This is a genomic window from Persicitalea jodogahamensis (genome assembly GCF_014651615.1).
Lineage (GTDB): Bacteria > Bacteroidota > Bacteroidia > Cytophagales > Spirosomataceae > Persicitalea > Persicitalea jodogahamensis.
The window spans coordinates 1,128,420-1,147,610 of sequence record NZ_BMXF01000002.1 but is presented as its reverse complement, the minus strand read 5'-3'; the positions used below and the strand labels follow the sequence as shown (position 1 = coordinate 1,147,610).

The window sequence follows — 19,191 nt, the reverse complement described above, 5'->3', positions numbered from 1 at the left end:
TTATTTTTAATAATTCTAAATAAGAATTGTTCAATATCTTTGCCTCGACAAAGTACCTATTCAACCTACGATTCTATGAAAAATACTCCTCTTTTGACCCTGGCATTGGCCGGGCTTCTTTTCTCCTGTACTGACAACACCGGCATCGATCCGGATGCCCCCGAACAATATACCGTCCCCTCTACTTACGACTTCACAAATGTGGAGTATAAAGAATCCGCCTCACGCATCAGCATGTGGCAAGGATTCCAGACCTACCTGGGTCGGGGCAATTCACGTGTGTTGAGCGCTGACACCGTCAACTACCTTTGGAATAACACGAATAGTGCCTTTACGGCCGAGCTGGCCAGCGGCATTCCTTACGAAGCCAAGGATTTGAATGCGCTGAGCTATAACCTCTCCGGCAAAGTAGCCGATGCCGTTTTGTTCAAAACTCTGGCCGATTCCACGGTTTACGTTAGCCAATTCAATCAAAAACCTGCCTCCAAGGGAACACCGGGAATCATTGGCAGTCGCCTATTCAATGCCAAAGGCGTCGAGTACAATCAGGTAGTTGCCAAAGGACTCATGGGCGGACTGGTGCTTAACAACATTATTTCCATACTTGATAAAATTCCTTCGGACAACAACACAACCGTTGTGGCAGGACAGGGCACGGCGATGGAACATAACTGGGACCTGGCGTTTGGCTACGTAGGCATCCCCATCGATTATGACACCGCATATAACTACCGCAGTCAGCCTATCAAGGCGGATCGCCCGTTGGCCATCGGCGGTTATTTTGGCGAAAGAGGAGTATACATCCAGGCCGGTGGAAGAATTTTTGAGGCGTTCAGGAAAGGGCGTGCAGCCATTTCGGCCAGAGACTATGCGGCCCGGGATGAGGCGATTGCCACCATCAAGGAATATCTCGAAAAAACACTTGCTGCAGCTGCCTATTATTACGTAACCGCACCGCAGTCCCAAGCCGCCCTGGATTCAAAATTCCACGGTCTTTCGGAAGGGGCCGGTTTCGTGGCCGCCTTGAAATACCGTCCGGCCAATAGCAAACTGACCGCCGCCAACTACCAGACGCTGGTTTCGATTCTCAACACCAGTTTCTATACTTTGGCCGAAGACGCCAGCAATACCAAACTGAAGCAAGCTCAGGCTATCCTGACTGATGCTTACGGAAAGCTCCAACCCTAGTTCTTGATTTCACCTTCGGACATGACTTTGCAGGCTGTTTTTTTTTACACAGCCTGCAAAGTCGTTTAATCCAAATCCGGTCCCATAACCAGCATAATGAAATTTTCCCGCATCTCTTTATTCTGTTGCCTGATTGCAGGCTCTTTTCAGTTCGGTTGCACCAAGAACAACGGCAGTACCGATCCCATAGCTACCAGCAACGACACTTTCAAAACCGGAATGCTGACTAATTATGCGGACAACCTCATTATTCCGGCCTACGGGGATTTGAACGCAAAGCTGAATACGCTGGAAACACCACTCAATGCTTTTCTCGACCAGCCCACCACCACTTCCCTGGAAGCGGTGAAACCTGCGTTCAAGGCAGCGTATGTAAGCTACGAAGCGACGTCAGTCGCTTATTTTGGCCCCGCTGCCGCTCTGCTGTCGAACAACTACCTCAACACTTTCCCCGCCGTTCCTGGCAAAATCGAGAAAGCGATCAGCTCAGGGAATTACAATTTCGAACTACCCGTAGTCAATGACAGCATCCAGGGATTTCCGGCGCTGGAATATTTGCTATTCGCACCCAACTCACTGGAAAAGTTCACGGGCGCGAATGCATCTGCCCGAAAAAAGTACGTTCGGGACGTACTTTCCCGGATCAGACTTTTGACCAATAATACGCTTAGCCAGTGGAATGGCGCCTATCGTACCACATTCGTTAATTCCCTAAAAACCGATGTGGGTAGTTCCATTGCTTTTCTGGTCAACCAGTTTGCTTACGAAATGGATGCCCTGAAAGGCCCCCGAATTGGCTGGCCGTTCGGAAAGCTATCGAATGGACAGGTTTTCGCCGATAAAAGCGAAGGCTATTATTCCGGGCTTACCAGAGAGCTGGCCGTGGCCAACCTGACGAGCCTGAAGAATTATTTCGTGGGTGCCAAGGGCGACGGGATCGCCGACTACCTGGTTATGCTGAAAAAGGACGCACTTGCCCAGCAGGTCATTGCCCAGTTTGACGTGGCCATTGGTGCCATTAATGCCATACCGCAACCTATGACCGATTCTTTTTCCAAAAACCCGGCGCAGGTAGAAGAAGCTTATCGTCAGGTGCAGAAACTGCTGACACTCATCAAAACCGACGTCGCTTCGGCCACCTCCGTGCAAATCACCTACCAGGACAACGATGGCGATTGATTGGACGGCGCGCGATCGGCCTGTCGCCATCGCCCCGCTGGTCACATTCAGAATTACATTCGGGCTGCTCATGTTTTTGAGCCTGCTGCGCTTCTGGGCGCGGGGTTGGATCACCGACCTCTATGTGAACCCGAGTTTTCATTTTACTTATTGGGGCTTTGAATGGGTACAGCCGCTGGGGGACACCGGTATGCACCTGCTTTTTTTTGCGCTCATGGCGGCATCCCTGCTCATTGCTCTTGGGCTGTTTTACCGGGTCGCCATCGTCTTTTTTTTCCTCGGCTTCACTTATGTGGAATTGATTGATGTTACCACCTATCTCAATCACTACTACTTCATCAGTCTCGTTGCTTTTCTCCTGATCTGGCTACCGGCCAATCGTCACTTCGCGCTCGATGCCCGACTGGGCTTGGTACAACGCCGGCTGGAAACTCCGGCCTGGACCATCGGAATTCTACGGTTGCAGTTGGGCCTGGTGTATGTATTTGCCGGCCTGGCCAAACTTAACGCTGACTGGCTGCTACGCGCCGAACCCATGAAGACCTGGCTGCCTGCCAAAAGCCATCTTCCCTTGGTGGGTCAGTTCATGTACGACGATTGGGTTGCCTATTTGTTCTCTTGGTTTGGGGCCGGATATGATTTGTTCATTGTCTTTTTTCTACTGAACCGCAGGACGCGCTCCATTGCTTATGGATTCGTCCTGGTTTTCCACTTGGCTACGGCCCTATTCTTTCCGGCCATCGGCGTGTTCCCCTACGTCATGATCGTCAGTAGTTTGATCTTTTTTTCGGGTGAATTTCACGACCGCTTGCTTTCTTTCCTTCCGGCAAAAAAGGAACCAACGATTGGTACAGAGCCCTACCGCTTCGCACACAGAAAGCTGACAGCCGTACTGACAGTCGCCTATTTTGCTTTGCAGCTCCTGATCCCTCTGCGTTATTCGCTTTATCCCGGCAATTTGTTCTGGACGGAGGAAGGCTACCGATTTTCGTGGCGTGTGATGCTTATGGAAAAAGCCGGGGCCGCGTATTTTACCGTGAAAGATCAGGCCGGGCAAAAGTCATATGCCGTGAATAATACAGAGTACCTGACGCTGCTACAGGAGAAAATGATGAGTACCCAGCCTGACCTGATACTGAAATACGCTCATTATCTGGCCGAAGTATTCAAAAACAAGGGCATAGCGGAGCCGAAAGTATTTGCCGAAGTGTACGTCACCCTGAACGGTGAACCCTCCCGGCTGTACCTCGACTCAACGGTCGATCTGGCGGCGGAAAAATTAAGATGGAATCACTACGACTGGATTTTGCCCTACGAACAAAGTACCCCATGAATCAAAAAAAACCTCTTGCCCTTATCCTATTTTTACTCGGTTCAGTGGTGGCTTTCGGTCAAAAGCCACTCGCCGTGGAAGGAATTGTCAGAGAAGGCAACGAAGGGCTTCCGGGTGCCATCGTGCGGCTATCTCCAACGGATGGCGTAGAAATCAGCAACGACAATGGGTACTTTCGCTTTGGGAGAGTTGCTTCGGGAAACTACCACCTGGAAGTGAGCCTGCTTGGGTACAAAACCTTTCAGGACACCATAAAGATCACGGACCAGAATATCCGCCTCGATATCCAGCTTGAGGAGGCGGTCAATATGCTCACCAAAGAGGTGGTAGTATTTGGCCGAAATACCGAAACCGTATCCGGCAAGCTCAACGATGTATCGGGAACGGCCATTTACGCCAGTAAGAAAACCGAACTCATCAACGTCAGAAACATGAATGCCAATCTGGCCACCAACAATACCCGGCAGATTTACGCCCGCATTCCCGGTCTGAATATATGGGAATATGACCGGGGTGGGCTACAAATGGGAATCGGTGGACGCGGACTGAGCCCCAACCGATCGTCCAACTTTAACATCCGGCAAAACGGCTACGACATCAGTGCCGACGCCCTGGGTTATCCTGAAAGCTACTACACCCCCTCCGCCGAGGCGCTGCAAAGGATAGAAATTATCCGGGGGGCGGCCAGTTTACAATATGGCCCGCAGTTCGGGGGGCTGGTCAACTTCGTAATGCGGGAGGGGCCTCGCACCAAGCCCATAGAGTTCACCTCGCGCCAGACCGGCGGCTCATTCGGTCTTTTCAATACATTCAATAGTTTGGGAGGGACGGTGGCCGATGGCAAACTCAATTATTATGGATTTTTTCAGTACAAGCGCGGCGATAGCTGGCGTCCCAACAGCCACTATACGCAGAAGAACGGGTACTTCCACCTGTCGTATGACCTGACTTCCAAACTAAAAATTACCGGCGAGTACACTCATATGAACTACCTGGCGCAACAGCCCGGCGGACTCACCGACGCGCAGTTTGCCGAAGACGCTTCCGTATCGGTTAGGGCCAGGAACTGGTTCAGGGTGGACTGGAACCTGGTGAGTCTCAACTTTGACTATACAATTAAAGAGGGTACCCGCATCAACTGGCGCAACTATGTCCTGCGGGGAGGAAGGGAAGCCATCGGGGCACTTACGTACATCAATCGGCCCGACTTCGGCCTGAACCGCGACTACATGGCCGACCGCTACGATAACCTGGGCAGTGAGCTGCGGTTTATCCATCAGTACAAAATTCTGGGCAAAGACGACAATACTTTTTTGATCGGGACCAGGGTTTACAAAGGACTCACCGTTCGTAAACAGGGGGACGGCAACGACGGCGACGGGCCCGATTTTGAATTTCTGGACGATGAACCTAACAAGTCTGATTTTCGATTCCCGGGTACCAACCTGGCTCTTTTTGCCGAGAATATTTTTCAATTGACCAAAAGCTGGAGCGTGACGCCGGGGGCACGGTTTGAGTTCATCGACACCAAAGCCGAAGGATTTTACTTCAAGCAAAACAAATTTATTCCGAACGAGAAGATTTTTGAAAGCCGCGCTAACCCCAGGTCTTTTTTCCTCCTGGGAATTGGCAGCAGCTGGAAATTCAAACAGGGAGCCGAACTCTACGCCAACGTTTCCCAGAATTACCGGTCTATCAATTTCAACGATATCCGGGTGGTCAACACCAACGCCCGCGTCGATCCCGACCTGAAAGACGAGACAGGATTCAACATAGACCTGGGGCTACGGGGTACTTACAAGAACTGGCTATACGCTGATGTGAGCCTCTTTTACCTGAAATACAATGACCGGATCGGCTCTATCTTTACGACCGACAGCAGCTTCATGACCTACCGTTTGCGTACCAATGTCTCGGATAGTCGCAATCTGGGACTGGAAGTCCTGCTTGACGGGGACATTCTGCAAGCGATCAGCAGGGGAAAATCAAAATACAAGCTGAATCTGTATACCAGCCTTTCGCTGATTGACGCCCGGTACGTCAACACGCAAAACACGGCTATCGCAAATAAGCTGGTCGAGAACGTACCCCCGGTACTGCTAAGGACAGGGCTGAGTACTGGCAATCAACGGTTCAATCTGACGTATCAGTTTGCCTTCCAGACCAAACAGTACTCCGATGCCACCAATACAGAGTCTACCCCAACCGCCGTGGACGGTGCCATCCCGGCTTTTTCGGTCATGGATCTGAGTGCAAGCTACAACTGGCGATTCCTGACCCTGTCGTCGGGAGTCAATAACCTGACCGACACGCGGTATTTCACCCGCCGGGCCGATGGCTATCCCGGCCCCGGCATACTGCCCGCCGACAAGCGGAACTACTACCTGACGTTGCAGGTCAAGATTTAAAACTACCCTGGGAGGCCCGATAATCCGTCAACGCCCAAGTCAGAAAAACCGCCCCGGCAAAGCCCAGGTAGAAGTTTCGGGCCAGATCGCCATCCAAACTACCCAGATAAAAAGCCGCGCCAACCAACGCCAGGGCCACGATCAGTTCGATCCAGCCGTGAATGGGGAAAGGAATCATTTTGATAAGCCCCATTTCGGTATTGGTGAGTAGAGTGAGCGCCAAATGAATACCGCCCAGTGCGTAGGTGAACAAAGTAGTGGTGTAGGGCAATCCAAAAAGGAGGGGCGCGGCCAGCAGAAAAACAACTACCAGGTAGTCGATGATGCCGTGAACGCGAGAATTGATGATTTTCATAACAAGCAGGTTTTAAAAAGCGAGACCTTAGAGTTGTCTAAGGCTGGCAAGTACGAGATATTTCAGGCAAATCCAGTGCCTGAGATTTGAGAAGGGAAAGGCTTTTCTTCCCAATGCTAAAAAGGTCACCCGGCAAATACCGGGTGACCTTTCTAATTATAAACAATTCCTTAGCTACCTACACCAGTGATTTTTCCCGGCTCCAGAAACGATGTTGCTTCATCGCTTTGATGAATTTTTCGGGCAAATCACTACCTCCCGTCTCGGTGCTGGTAACTACCCCGTCACTCTCGAGCAGTTTTTCAGCTCCCGAACTGGCGGTAGTTTTCAACAGCTCCACTCCTTCGCCGCTGGCGGCAATGGGCTTGCAGTGCTGGAAAGCTTCGCGCACGAACCGAATCGCGTCAGATTCCTGTAACAGTGCATCGGCGCTTGCCTTCCCGCCCGGCACATACACGGCGTCGTAAAGTACCGACGCCTCGGTCTGCAGGCTACCATCTATTTTCATGGCTTCACCAGAATCGGGCTTTAGCATACCCAGGCGGGGAGCAATCAACTTGACCATGGCACCTTCGGCTGTCAGCGCATCCTTCATGGCTTTCAGGTCGGCTGCTTTCACACCGTCAGCGGCCAATACCGCTACCTGTCGGGTTTTGATGCCCTGCTTTCCGGGATGGCTTTCGATGCTAAGCGCTTGCGAGCTTCCCACGTCGTCGCGGGCAGGCTTCGACTGGTACTTGGCAGGGTCGGCGTCGGCAGGCACCCCAAGATTGAGTTGTACATCCTTAGAAGAAGGCAGATCGAGGCCCAGCCCCTGCGCTACCAGATTGGCCAGAGTCTGATCGACCTGTACCAGTTGCACGAGCATTCGTTTGCGGATGTCCTCCATTTTGACCTTGCCCAACTCAAAGCGCAGCGCCTTGACAATGTGCGTCTTTTCTGTATCGGACTGGCTATTCCAGAATAGCTTGGCCTGGTTGTAATGATCTACGAAGCTTTCGCTGCGCTCGCGAATTTTCTGTCCGTCAACCCGCTCGGCGTAGCTTGTGAAACCGCTCATGTCCTGGCCGGCCTGGAAAGGGCATCCACCCGCGATTTTGTTCGGACTGTAGCTGGTCTGGCCTTTATTGATTTCCTGCCGCATGTGGCCATCACGCTGGTTGTTGTGCACGGGGGCCACAGAGCGGTTGATGGGAATTTCGTGGAAGTTTGGACCACCAAGTCGCTTCAATTGGGTATCGGTATACGAGAACAACCGCCCTTGCAAGAGTGGGTCGTTGGTGAAGTCGATCCCGGGCACCAGGTGACCAAGGTGGAAGGCTACCTGCTCGGTTTCGGCAAAGTAGTTGTCCGGATTGCGATTGAGCGTCATCTTGCCCAGCGGTACCACAGGAACCAGCTCCTCAGGGATGAGCTTGGTTGAATCCAGCAGGTCGAAATCGAACTTATGCTCGTCCTCTTCCTCCACAACCTGGACGCCCAGTTCCCACTCGGCGAAGTCGCCGTTCTCAATGGCATCCCAAAGGTCACGACGGTGGAAATCGGGATCGCGGCCCGAAATAAGCTGGGCCTCATCCCAAACGACCGAATGAACGCCCAGCATGGGTTTCCAGTGAAACTTCACAAAACGCGCTTTTCCCTCTTTGTTAATCAGGCGGAAAGTGTGCACACCGAAGCCCTCCATCATGCGCAGGCTGCGCGGAATGGCGCGGTCGGACATGACCCACATAATCATGTGCATCGACTCGGGAGTGACCGAGATGAAGTCCCAAAATGTGTCGTGTGCCGACGCCGCCTGGGGAATTTCGTTGTTAGGCTCTGGCTTCACCGCATGAATCAGATCGGGGAATTTGATGGCATCCTGAATAAAGAAAACGGGCATATTGTTGCCCACCAGATCGAAGACGCCCTCTTCGGTATAGAATTTGACGGCAAAGCCCCGAACGTCGCGGGCCAGGTCCGTAGAACCGCGCGATCCGGCCACGGTGGAAAAACGGGTAAAAACGGGGGTTTTGACGCCAGGCTGCAGGAAGTGCGCCCTGCTAAGGTCAGTATTGGAATCATAAGCTTCAAAGATTCCGTGCGCCGCCACTCCCCGGGCGTGAACGACCCGCTCGGGAATTCGCTCGTGGTCGAAATGGGTAATTTTTTCGCGTAAGATGAAGTCTTCCAACAACGTAGGTCCGCGCGATCCGGCCTTTAATGAATTCTGGTCGTCGCTCACCCGCAATCCCTGGTTCGTGGTCAGGAATTGATCGGTACTGTCCTCGCGGTTTCTATCCAACTCTTTCAGTTTCTCATTCATAATTCTTTTCAGGTTTGAGTTTTGATGTTGACTCAATCCTTAAAAAAGATCATTCCTGAACTTACGCTAAAAGGTCCTCGTGCATCTTCTTTTTTACTTCCAGCAGGAGGCGGCCTACTTCGGCATGGTTGGAGATTTTCTGAAGTTGAGTCAACAGATGAAAGAGTTCATGCTGCACCAGGCGGTCTTCTTTGCCGTAGTCCCACACGGGTAGTATGGTGTTGGCAAACATCTTGTCAAAAGTCAGTTCCTCGATAAGGACACGCACCTGACCATCAGCGTTTCTTGCGACATTGTCAGGAAAGTGCACGATGCGGTAAGCGAACAGCTTGGACAATGCCTGCAAAGCGATAATAGCCGTACCGGGATCGTTGATACCCGGGCTCAACGCCTTCATCGCAATTTCGGACAATTGTCGGAGTCCGTAGAAAAAATTCTCGTTAATCGACTCGCTATCGTTCACCCGCAGGGCGCGGGCCACCTCGTCTTCGGCTTCCTTCGGGATCGGCTTGCTGACCTGCACAACGGGTAAACCCTTCAAGATGAAGGTGCCGGGAGTATGCAGTGTGCTAAAAACACAATCGTATTCATCGGCTATTTTCACCAGCGACGAACTATCGAAACCTTCGTAGATACCCGACGAATTTGCCGCCACGACTATTTCACCCGCCAGTTCAATTGGCTCAGCGGGGCGGCGGGAGAGCGAGCATGCCTCTTCCATCACTTTTCTGGTATCATTGTATACGCGATGAATAATCACGTCGTACTTTATGGACTGAGTAATGTAGTGGATAAAATAAATGAAGAGGAAAATATCGAAGATCGTCAGCAGGATCAGCAGGTAGGTACTCAGGGCGGGGATGTAAATCCCCGAGTCGATGTCGCGGATCGTGCTGAGCAGGAAGAGGGAATACACAATGGTGCCGATGTATATTCCAAGAACTACCTGCTGGAAACGGTTGCCGATCAGGCGGTTCAGCACCCGGTTGCTCAGGTTTGAAGCCGCCTGGCTCAAAACGATCATCACCATCGAGAAGCTGAAAACGGTCAGCGAAATCAGCCCGGAGGTGATGGCCGAGATAATGTTCCGAGCGGTGGAAGCGTCTTTCAGGGAGGTGTAGGGCGGCAGACTGGCCTTGATTTGTTTGCCCGTCTCCGAAAAATCAAAGGAAATCGTAACGTAAGAAACAGCCAGAAACAGCAACCCGATAAATGCCGGGTAAAATGCAATGCTGTTGACGATTTTGTGATAGCGTCCCGCCAGCCAGACGCGGCTATTGTCAAGCATAGGTTCTCTTCCTAGTTTAGTTTGGTTGGGCGATTACCTGCACCAGAATCGGGTTCCAGCCAACGCCTTCATCCCTAACGTACTTTACCGCTTTTTGCTCTCAGCCGCGCCATCCAAGGCGCCCTGATTAGTGGTGAACTCTGTTCCACCGTTCACTTCTTCCAACCGGCAGGGTACGTTCAGGTAGTTATCAGGGACGGCGGGCTAAGCAGCAGAAGAGTACATCACGGTATATCTTAAACGCCGGTTTGGCTCTATCTCTAAAATCGTGCCTTTGACAGGGATAACCATCATGTGCCACACCAGCGGACTACCCATCTGCCAATCGGAATAAACGGAGCAACCGAACACATATGTCCTGGTGTGCGCTGAGTCCACCCGGACATCTCAGAAACTGTCAGCGAAAGTGGTAGCTCCCACGCTTGGGTTGACTAGTTCACGTAAGATCGTTTTCAGCTTCTCCATTCTTCTGATTGTCTTCCTTAAACCGCCACAAGTTTCTCGTGATGCACCGCCTGGCCATCCACATTGTAATGAGTGAAGGTAATGATTGGTGACCCGTTCTCCCTCATGATCTTCACGCCTAAAAAGCCTCCAATCAGACTTAGATATCGATGTTCGGGACGGACATCGCCCTCATCCCAGCCCTGAACATGGGCGTCGCTGACGGGGCCGGAGCCAAACTCCATCAGACCAGTTTCGTCATCCACGGAAACGTACTGCCAGTGACGGTCTCCGTTGACAACGTACATATTTTTCTGAGCGGTCAGGTACTTCCGCAGCCAGTCGCCCTCAGTCCGGAAAGCATCGTTGGCATGATTGTCGGTTTTCTTTTCGCGGTCAGGCCCCACGATGGGGGTGGGTGAAAATAGAATTTTGAAAGTGGCGTCCGATGCTTCTACGGTTTCCTGAAACCACTTTTTCTGTTCTTCTCCCCAAATCGTTTTTCCGGGATTATCAGCCGACTTATTCGGCGAGCGAAACTCGCGTCCCTCGGCCAGCCAAATCTGCAGATCCTTTCCCCAGCGGAAAGTCCGGTAGGGCTTGTCGGCTAACGGCACGTTTTCATGCCAGACTTTCAGCCCATCGGCGAACGTGAGATTACCGTAGGCCGGGGAAGTGGGTCCGCTGTCATCGTCCAGCAGGTCGTGGTCGTCTTTGAGAAGGTAGGCGGGCGTCTTCTGATAAAAGTCCCGCAATGCGGGCCAGGAGTCCATCGCGTGCCATTTGTGCCGGGCTTTTTCCAGGGTCTTTGCCAGAGGCCCTGGTTTGTCGTAATAGACATAGTCGCCAGTTTGCAGGAAAAAATCCGGATTCATGCGCGCCATGCTGTCGTAGGTTTTGAAGCCGCGTTCAGCATCATCATGGCTCCAGAAGTACTGGCAGGTAGAAGTGACGAGTTGGATCGGCCTCTCGGTTTCTTCGTCAGGTGCGGTAGTAAAAGTACCTGATTGGGTAAAGACCGCTCCTTTTTCAGATGCCTTCGCTTCCCAGACCATCTGGTACTCAGTGGCTGGTTTCAAATTTTTAAAAGGAATCTTTACGGTAAAGTCCTCCGACGCCTCAGCCTTATGCCAGCCTGAGCGGAGTGTACTTGCTTTGTCTTTCAAAAGTACCCTCACCCAGCCGCCGCTTCCCGCCACCGCTCCGTCCATTTGGGCCACAGGCATAGTTTCGTCAAAATCCACGGGGTGTCGAAACACCTTTTCCAAACGAGCGTGTTTTACCGGATTAGGCACTGCCTGTTGGCATAAGCGAGTCCACAGGATAGCCGAGTTGGGAGTAACCTCAGCAGTTTTGAATCCTGTCGTAAAAAAAACCTCATCTTTCGAGTTACCATTATTCTCCTCAACAGTCAGCGCAGTTACTTTCCGAAGCGAGAAGGCAGCAAGTCCCAGTCCGGCTTTCCTGAAAAAAATTCTTCGGCTATTTAATTTCATAAAGAATCAAAGGGCTATTGTTGTACTATTTCACTAAAACATTGTTCATATAACTTACAATCAGAGTTATTTGCAGTTAATTCACTGGCTGAAGTTACAGGAGCAAACCCTCGGCCCTAGATTTGCGTATAATAAGCAAATTTCCAGTTCAGGAACTCTACTACCCACTACCAACCAAATGAAAAAAATACTACTCCTGGTGGTCTTCACCGTGACTCAACTCCACCTTTACGCTCAAAACCTGACCGGGCAGGTGAAAGACAAAAAGTCTCAGGAACCCATCAGCGGTGTTACGGTACTTGTAAAGAATACGCTGGCGGGCACACTGACGGGAGTCGACGGCAGATTCACTCTGCCAAACCTTACCAAAGACGATGTGCTGGTATTCTCATATATAGGCTTTCGCAGTCAGGAAATACTCTATGCCGGCCAAAAAGAACTGACTATTTCACTGGAAGAGGGACTCTCGCTCAATGAAGTGGTGGTCACGGCTTTGGGGCTGGAACGCAATTCGAAAAATCTGGGCTATGCCATTCAGAAGGTGGAAGGCCGGGAAATCAGCGAGGTGAAAGCGCCCAATTTTCTGGACAACCTGACCGGAAAAGTGGCAGGTGTCACCATCAGCGCCGGCTCGACGGGTGTCGGGGCTTCGTCCAAAATCACAATTCGTGGCGAGTCGTCATTTACCAACAACAACCCCCTGTTTGTCGTGGACGGTATTCCGATCAACAACCGCACCATCGTCAACCGTGTGGATGACGATGCCAACGGTTTCATGGAGGTAGACTTTGGCAACGGGGGCATGGAAATCAACCCCGACGACATTGCATCCGTTTCGGTGTTGAAAGGCCCAAGCGCGGCGGCACTCTACGGTACCCGTGCCGCCAACGGTGTGATTTTGATAACCACCAAAGATGGGAGCGGCAACGCCACGCGCGGCAAGGGGATCGGGGTTAGCTTCAACAGCACGTTTTTTGCCGAGCGTCCCTTCCAACTACCTCAATTTCAGAACCGCTACGGTCAGGGAAATAGTGGCCAGTTCAAGTACGTCGACGGTTTGAGCGCCGGTATCAACGACAACATTTCGTATAGCTATGGTCCGGAACTAGATCAGGGCACTCTGATTCAGCAGTATGATAGCCCTGTAACGCTACCCGACGGACGGGTAGTTCGTGGTGGCGATGTGGCCGTTCACGGAGGGGCACCCATTACGCCGACACCTTTTGTCTCGCATCCGAACAACATCAGGGATTTCTACGAAACGGGCCATACGACCATCAATAATCTGGCGATTGCGGGCGGGTACGACAAGGGCAACTACCGGCTCTCCTATACTGACCTGAATAGTCAGTCCACTATCCCGGGCGTAGATTTAAAGCGGAAAACGGTGGCAGCGCGACTGGCTTTTCAACCCGTGAAGCGTTTGAAAATCAATTCATCGCTCAACTACATCAACTCCAACAGCGATAACCGCCCGGCCACCAAGTACGGCTCCGAGAATATCAACTACGCCCTGAGCGCCTGGTTGGGCCGCCAAACGGCCATCGAGCCGATGAAACAGTATTGGCAGCCGGGGCTGGAAGGGGTGCAGCAGTACTCCTACAACTATACCTACTTCGACAACCCGTACTTTACACTTTACGAAAACCGCAACTCTTTCAATCGCGACCGGCTGATCGGCAACCTGGCCGTGACCGCTGACCTTACCAACGACCTGTCGCTGATGGTGCGCAGCGGCATGGACTATTCGAGCGAGAAACGGCAGTTCCGCCGGGCATACAGCAGCAACCGCTTCAAAAGCGGAGCCTACGCCGAGAACAACGTCTTTTTCCGGGAAGTGAACACGGATTTCCTGCTCAACTACCGCAAGGAACTGGGACAGTTTTCGGTGGATGTTTCGGCGGGCGGCAACCGAATGGACCAGACGGCGTCCTTCGAGCAGTATCAGGCCCTGTCGCTGGCTCAGCCGGGTGTGTTTAAGCTCAACAACGCCGCCTCGCCCGTGGAAGCTTACCAGCAAGTGGCTGACAAGCGTATCAACAGTTTGTACGGCTTGCTCAAACTGGGCTACAAAGACCTCCTGTTTGTGGATATTACGGGTCGTAACGACTGGTCGAGCGCTCTGGCGACGCCAACGTCCACGGCCAACGTTTCGTTCTTCTATCCGTCGGTATCGGCGAGTTGGGTACTTTCCAACCAATTTGATTTGCCCTACGTGGTTTCTTTTGCCAAAATCCGGGCTAGTGTGGCGAACGTCGGCAACGACACCAATCCTTACCAGACGTCGGGCGTGTTCAATGCCAGGACACCCGTGTACTCACAACCCACCTTCAGCGACCAGAATTTTATTGCCAATGCCAACCTGAAACCCGAGTCCACAACCTCCTACGAATTCGGAGCGGATATACGGTTTTTTGGCGACCGGCTGGGTTTTGATATGACTTACTACGATGCCCTGACGAGCAACCAAATCCTATCGCTGCCGATCACTTTGGCAACGGGTTACGGGGAGCGCGTAATCAATGGTGGCTCCATCCGGTCGCGCGGACTGGAAGCAATCGTCAGTTACGTACCCGTGTTGAATAAAGACGTAAAGTGGAACATGAGCCTGAATTATAGCCGCAACCGCACGACGGTCGAGTCTCTGCCCGATGAGGCCGGGACGCTCACGCTGGGCTATAACCGGATTTACGACAACGTCAATCAGACGGTCTGGTACCTGGTTAATAAAGGCGACCGTATGGGGGACCTCTGGGGGACGGGCTATCAGAAAAATGAGAACGGTGATTTTTTGATCGACCAGAACGGCCGTTACATTGTGGACAACACGCTTAAAAAACTAGGCAATTACAATCCTGACTTCATGCTGGGCTTTTACAACCAGCTTCGGGTAAAAAACTGGAACCTTAGCTTCCTCCTCGACTGGCGCCAGGGCGGCATACTGGTGTCCAGGACGCTTTCCCTGGCGGGTGTGGCGGGTCAGTTGGAAGAAACCGCCAATCGTCCCGATGCGGGTATCGTCGCCCAGGGTGTAGTAAACTCAGGTACTAAGGAAAATCCCACCTACGTCCCCAACACCAAAGCCGTAACCGCCGAGACCTATTACAGAATGTACTACGACCGCAACCACGAGGAAAACAACGTTTACGACGCTTCCTATCTGAAACTGCGCCAACTGAGCATTGGCTATACATTGCCTGCCACGGTTGGCTTTATGCAAAAACTGCGGATGCAGGAGCTGACCATCGCGCTGGTGGGACGTAACCTGTTCGCCTTCTCACAGATTCCCCACTTTGATCCTGAGCAAACCTCTTTACAGGGTCAGCAGCTCCAAAGCGGAGTGGAGGACATGACTTATCCGACGAGTAGGAATGTGGGAGTTAAACTATCAGTAAACTTTTAATTTTGAATGAGTGATTGAGTGCATGAATATTTTCTCTTACTTCTATTCCATCATCCACTCATTCTATCATTATTACACCATGAAAACGATACTTTCCAAAATAACGCTATTGCTACTCTTTGGCGCATTGCTGAGCTGCACCAAAGATTTCCAGGAAATTAATACCAACCCAAATGCGCCCGTGGATGTACAGCCTTCGCTGCTGTTGCGGAAGGTGTTGTTTGATTACAATGAGCAGATGTCCTATGAGGGCTTTGTAGCCGGAAATCTGCTGGGGCAGTATTTCACGGCCATCGACTTTAACCTCTTTGACCGCCATAGCCTGACCGAGCCACAGTACGGCGGCAATGCCTGGCCGTTTATTTACGCCAATTTGCGGGATAACGAGATTCTGTTGCAAAAGTCGCGGACCAATCCGGCTTTTGCCGTGTACGAAGGTCCGGCCCTGATTCTGAAAGCCTACATGGCCGCCGCGCTAACCGATTTATACGGAGATGTGCCTTATTCCGAGGCACTATCGGGTAAGTCGGGGGTGATTCTGCCAAATTACGATTCACAGGAAGCGATTTATACGGCCCCCGGCGGTGTTCTGGAGAATCTGGACATGGCTGTGGCCTCCATCAAGAATTACAAAGGCGCCACGAAACTTGAAGGCGACATTATTTATAGCGGCAATCTGACCAAGTGGATTCTCTTTGCCAACTCTTTAAAGATAAAGTACCTGATGCGGATTTCGGGGAAGGCCGATGTAAAGGCGCGTTTGCAGGCGGTGTACAGCGAGGGTAGTTTTATCAAAGCCGCGACTGACAACGCCACCTACCAATTCACGGCCTCGCAGCCCAACAACTTCCGTATGGCCACGGCCCGGATCGGGGACTATAATCTGTTTATTATGTCGAAGACCATTGAAGAGATTTTGGCAGAACGGCAGGACCCACGCGTGGCGGTGTATTTTCGTCCCACTGCCACTGACCCGAAGATCTACAAAGGCTTGCTAAACGGTCCGGATGCCTCCAAGCTGTCGATTTCGGTTTCCAACTACTCATTATCCGGTGCTATCTTTCGGGAAAACTCCGACAAGCTGAACGCCAACTACATGACGGCCTACGAAACCAGTTTCTGGTTGGCCGAAGCCGCCGAGAAGGGTTTTATTGATGCCTCCGCAAAGGACTGGTACGAGAAAGGCATCACCCAGGCATTCGCCTATTGGCTCACACCGCTTCCCGCCGACTACCTGACCCGCCCGCAGGTGGCGTATAAAGCCAGTGGCCAGAATCCCATCGAGCAGATCATCACTCAAAAATGGATCGCCAGCATCGACAATGGCTACGAAGGATGGATTGAGTGGCGGCGTACAAGCTACCCAAAACTGAAAACGATTTCTGCCAGCCTTAATAGTAACCTGATTCCCGTTCGGCTCCCCTACCCCGGCAGCGAAGCCGCGTTGAACGCTGCCGCCTTCCAGGCCGCGGCCGGAAAAACCAATGGCAACAGCGTGAATGTCCCCACCTGGTGGGGAACAAAGTAGGATATGACCGTCACCACCCTCCAATGGCTTCTGGTACTTGCGTCGAGCGTGGGGCTGTATTTTGTGGCCCCGCTTTCTCGTACGGCAGCTGAATTTTTTCAGGGGAGCCGTCGCGAAAAATCTCCCAATGCCGTGTTCCTAACGAGCAGTCTGGTGATTTCGTGGCTGTTTGCCAAGTCCATTACCAATGCCGCAAACCTGGGGCAGAGTTTTGGCCTGGTGGGTGGCGTGTCCTACGCGGGGTACTATCTTTCCTTCGTGGTGGCAGGGCTGGTCATTGTCCGGCTGCGCACCAGGGGCGGTTACCGCAGCATTCACCATTTTCTGGAAACCAAGTTTGGAAAGGGTGCGGTAGTTGTGTTTACCTTCCTGATTATCATTCGGCTGTACAACGAAATCTGGTCCAATACCATCGTAATAGGCAGCTACTTCGGTGCTACAGGAACCACGCCTTACTACGTCTCCATCGTAGTTTTTACTTTGTTGACTTTGGCGTACACCCTGAAAGGCGGCATGAGTAGCTCGATCATGACCGATGTCATTCAGATGGCGCTTTTTATAGTCCTGCTTGTGGTGATACTGGGATTCATTTTTCCTGCTCAGAGCGGTGGGCTTGCGCCTTTCGTCACCAGCGGCACCTGGGATCTGGCCCACGGCCTCGACCTGCTTTTGGTAGCGGTGATCCAGTGCTTCAGTTATCCTTTCCACGACCCCGTACTTACCGACCGGGGCTTCATTTCCGATACCAAAACTACCCTGAAATCGTATCTGTGGGCGGGTTTGATCGGGGCTATGTGCATCGTATTTTTTAGCTTCGTCGGGATTTTCACCCGCTTGCAGGGGCTGGAGGGCGAGGCACCTGTGGCAGCGGCCCGGTACTTTGGAGCACCGATGCTGCTGCTGATGAACCTCATCATGGTCACTTCTGCTTCCTCCACGCTGGATTCCGCGATGGCTTCCTTTTCCAAAATGGTCAGCATCGATCTCAGCCGCTCGCCGCTGCCCAAGGTTTCGACGGGCCGCCTGGCGATGGTGGGACTTACCCTATTAGGAACCATTCCCGTCTTTTTCGACCCCACGATCCTCTCCGCTACCACCATCAGCGGTACACTGGTGTTGGGGCTTGCCCCCATTTTTTTGTTCTGGAACGCCAAAGTACCGCGCCTGGCTTTTCATCTGTCGGTTGTGGGCGGCTTGCTGCTTGGCGGGTTGCTGACTTTCCTGCCGTTACCTGAGTGGCTGATTTTTACCGAAGGCAAATACGCTTCACTGCTAAGCACCAACATACTGACGACGGCTTACTGTTTCGCGGTATTCGGGATTAGTGCTATTTTCGGTACTTCTACCGCCCGGCGCTCCGGATCGATTCGTGTGAAAAAATAGATGTCCAACCAGCCCCAAACCCTTCGTCTTGGTACTCTCACTGGAAAACTCCTGGTTTTCGGAGGTGCCTATTCCAACCTTCAAGCCCTTTCGGAACTTCAAGGCATCGCTTCCCGACTGGGCATCCCGCCCGATAACATCCTGTGCACGGGTGACGTAGTGGGTTACTGCGCCCAACCGGAAGAATGTGTGCAACTTGTAAAAGGCTGGGGCATTCGCTGCATTTCGGGCAATGTGGAGCAAAACATCGTCAGCGGCGAAGACGATTGCGGCTGCAACTACACTGAAGGCGGCCGCTGTGACCTTTTTTCCCGCACCTGGTTTCCGTACGCGGTTCGCTCGCTCTCGCAGGATTCGGTACGCTGGATGGCGGCTTTGCCGCAGCACCTTTCCTTCAATTTTGCCGGGAAGCCGGTGACGGTAGTTCACGGTTCGCCCGCTCAGGTTTCGGAGTACGTGTTCAGATCCACACCCTGGGCTACGAAAAAAAAGCATTTTGAAACTACCCAATCGGAAGTGATTCTGGCGGGCCACGCCGGGCTGCCATTTGCCGACGAACAGGACAATCACATCTGGCTCAATGCAGGTGTCATAGGTATGCCCGCCAACGACGGTACACCACGCGTGTGGTACTTGTTGCTGGATGATGCCGATGGAAACTTCTCCTTTTCTTTTGAATTCTTTACTTACGACAATGCAGTGGCAAATCGGCTGATGCTGGCGAATGACCTTCCCCAGGCCTACGCGCAAACACTGCTGACGGGGATTTGGGATAACTGTGAGATTCTGCCGGAGGCGGAGAAAAAGTTGCAGGGGGTAAGTTTGAGCAGGCTGAACTGACCACCAGCCAGAGAAGTATAGTGGAATGCGGTAGGCCCTGT

General features: G+C 52.2%; 12 protein-coding genes. 8 read left to right on the top strand and 4 right to left on the bottom strand.

All coding sequences use genetic code 11. The annotated features are described in order from the left end of the window. Positions 1 to 75: 75 nt before the first annotated feature. The 4 genes from IE117_RS14915 (at position 76) to IE117_RS14900 (ending at position 6,108) form a co-directional block, all read left to right on the top strand. Positions 76 to 1,188 carry a DUF4856 domain-containing protein gene (locus IE117_RS14915; RefSeq protein WP_189565226.1) on the top strand — a complete coding sequence of 371 codons (1,113 nt, stop codon included), beginning with the start codon at positions 76 to 78 and terminating at the stop codon, positions 1,186 to 1,188. A gap of 96 nt (positions 1,189 to 1,284) precedes the next feature. Next, a complete protein-coding gene (locus IE117_RS14910; RefSeq protein ID WP_189565225.1) occupies positions 1,285 to 2,367 on the top strand; it encodes an imelysin family protein in 1,083 nt (360 codons plus the stop codon). Further along, positions 2,357 to 3,700, top strand: coding sequence for an HTTM domain-containing protein (locus tag IE117_RS14905; RefSeq protein WP_189565224.1), 1,344 nt, complete (start codon positions 2,357 to 2,359; stop codon positions 3,698 to 3,700). Before IE117_RS14910 ends, IE117_RS14905 begins: the two co-directional genes overlap by 11 nt. Next, positions 3,697 to 6,108 carry a TonB-dependent receptor gene (locus IE117_RS14900; protein WP_189565223.1) on the top strand — a complete coding sequence of 804 codons (2,412 nt, stop codon included), beginning with the start codon at positions 3,697 to 3,699 and terminating at the stop codon, positions 6,106 to 6,108. The genes IE117_RS14905 and IE117_RS14900 overlap by 4 nt, the downstream gene beginning before the upstream one ends. On the opposite strand, the gene IE117_RS14895 is transcribed toward IE117_RS14900, so the two are convergent. From IE117_RS14895 to IE117_RS14880, 4 genes are all read right to left on the bottom strand, one after another. Beyond that, positions 6,098 to 6,463, bottom strand: a complete 366-nt coding sequence (locus tag IE117_RS14895; protein ID WP_189565222.1) for a hypothetical protein — start codon at positions 6,461 to 6,463, stop codon at positions 6,098 to 6,100. The genes IE117_RS14900 and IE117_RS14895 overlap by 11 nt on opposite strands. A 178-nt stretch (positions 6,464 to 6,641) precedes the next feature. Further along, positions 6,642 to 8,768 (bottom strand): catalase, encoded by a 2,127-nt coding sequence (locus IE117_RS14890; protein WP_189565221.1) that lies wholly within the window; start codon positions 8,766 to 8,768, stop codon positions 6,642 to 6,644. Positions 8,769 to 8,829: 61 nt separating this feature from the next. Beyond that, positions 8,830 to 10,056, bottom strand: coding sequence for a DUF2254 domain-containing protein (locus IE117_RS14885; protein WP_189565220.1), 1,227 nt, complete (start codon positions 10,054 to 10,056; stop codon positions 8,830 to 8,832). Between the two features lie 482 nt (positions 10,057 to 10,538). Then, complete coding sequence (locus IE117_RS14880) at positions 10,539 to 11,996, bottom strand: alkaline phosphatase D family protein (RefSeq protein ID WP_189565219.1); 1,458 nt, start codon at positions 11,994 to 11,996, stop codon at positions 10,539 to 10,541. 178 nt (positions 11,997 to 12,174) lie between these two features. Between IE117_RS14880 and IE117_RS14875 the strand changes: the two genes are divergently transcribed. The 4 genes from IE117_RS14875 to IE117_RS14860 all read left to right on the top strand — a co-directional run bounded on the left by IE117_RS14875 (position 12,175) and on the right by IE117_RS14860 (position 19,150). Further along, positions 12,175 to 15,399 carry a SusC/RagA family TonB-linked outer membrane protein gene (locus tag IE117_RS14875; protein WP_189565218.1) on the top strand — a complete coding sequence of 1,075 codons (3,225 nt, stop codon included), beginning with the start codon at positions 12,175 to 12,177 and terminating at the stop codon, positions 15,397 to 15,399. Positions 15,400 to 15,478: 79 nt separating this feature from the next. Then, positions 15,479 to 16,927 (top strand): SusD/RagB family nutrient-binding outer membrane lipoprotein, encoded by a 1,449-nt coding sequence (locus tag IE117_RS14870; protein ID WP_189565217.1) that lies wholly within the window; start codon positions 15,479 to 15,481, stop codon positions 16,925 to 16,927. A gap of 3 nt (positions 16,928 to 16,930) precedes the next feature. Then, positions 16,931 to 18,310 (top strand): SLC5/6 family protein, encoded by a 1,380-nt coding sequence (locus IE117_RS14865; RefSeq protein WP_189565216.1) that lies wholly within the window; start codon positions 16,931 to 16,933, stop codon positions 18,308 to 18,310. After that, entirely contained in the window at positions 18,311 to 19,150 is an 840-nt protein-coding gene (locus IE117_RS14860) for a metallophosphoesterase family protein (protein WP_189565215.1), read from the top strand. The last annotated feature ends 41 nt before the right edge of the window (positions 19,151 to 19,191 follow it).

Bases quoted from the DNA above. Each gene is read 5' to 3' on its own strand.
- IE117_RS14915 (WP_189565226.1), top strand. From the start codon at position 76: ATGAAAAATACTCCTCTTTTGACCCTGGCATTGGCCGGGCTTCTTTTC.
- IE117_RS14910 (WP_189565225.1), top strand. From the start codon at position 1,285: ATGAAATTTTCCCGCATCTCTTTATTCTGTTGCCTGATTGCAGGCTCT.
- IE117_RS14905 (WP_189565224.1), top strand. From the start codon at position 2,357: ATGGCGATTGATTGGACGGCGCGCGATCGGCCTGTCGCCATCGCCCCG.
- IE117_RS14900 (WP_189565223.1), top strand. From the start codon at position 3,697: ATGAATCAAAAAAAACCTCTTGCCCTTATCCTATTTTTACTCGGTTCA.
- IE117_RS14895 (WP_189565222.1), bottom strand. From the start codon at position 6,463: ATGAAAATCATCAATTCTCGCGTTCACGGCATCATCGACTACCTGGTA.
- IE117_RS14890 (WP_189565221.1), bottom strand. From the start codon at position 8,768: ATGAATGAGAAACTGAAAGAGTTGGATAGAAACCGCGAGGACAGTACC.
- IE117_RS14885 (WP_189565220.1), bottom strand. From the start codon at position 10,056: ATGCTTGACAATAGCCGCGTCTGGCTGGCGGGACGCTATCACAAAATC.
- IE117_RS14880 (WP_189565219.1), bottom strand. From the start codon at position 11,996: ATGAAATTAAATAGCCGAAGAATTTTTTTCAGGAAAGCCGGACTGGGA.
- IE117_RS14875 (WP_189565218.1), top strand. From the start codon at position 12,175: ATGAAAAAAATACTACTCCTGGTGGTCTTCACCGTGACTCAACTCCAC.
- IE117_RS14870 (WP_189565217.1), top strand. From the start codon at position 15,479: ATGAAAACGATACTTTCCAAAATAACGCTATTGCTACTCTTTGGCGCA.
- IE117_RS14865 (WP_189565216.1), top strand. From the start codon at position 16,931: ATGACCGTCACCACCCTCCAATGGCTTCTGGTACTTGCGTCGAGCGTG.
- IE117_RS14860 (WP_189565215.1), top strand. From the start codon at position 18,311: ATGTCCAACCAGCCCCAAACCCTTCGTCTTGGTACTCTCACTGGAAAA.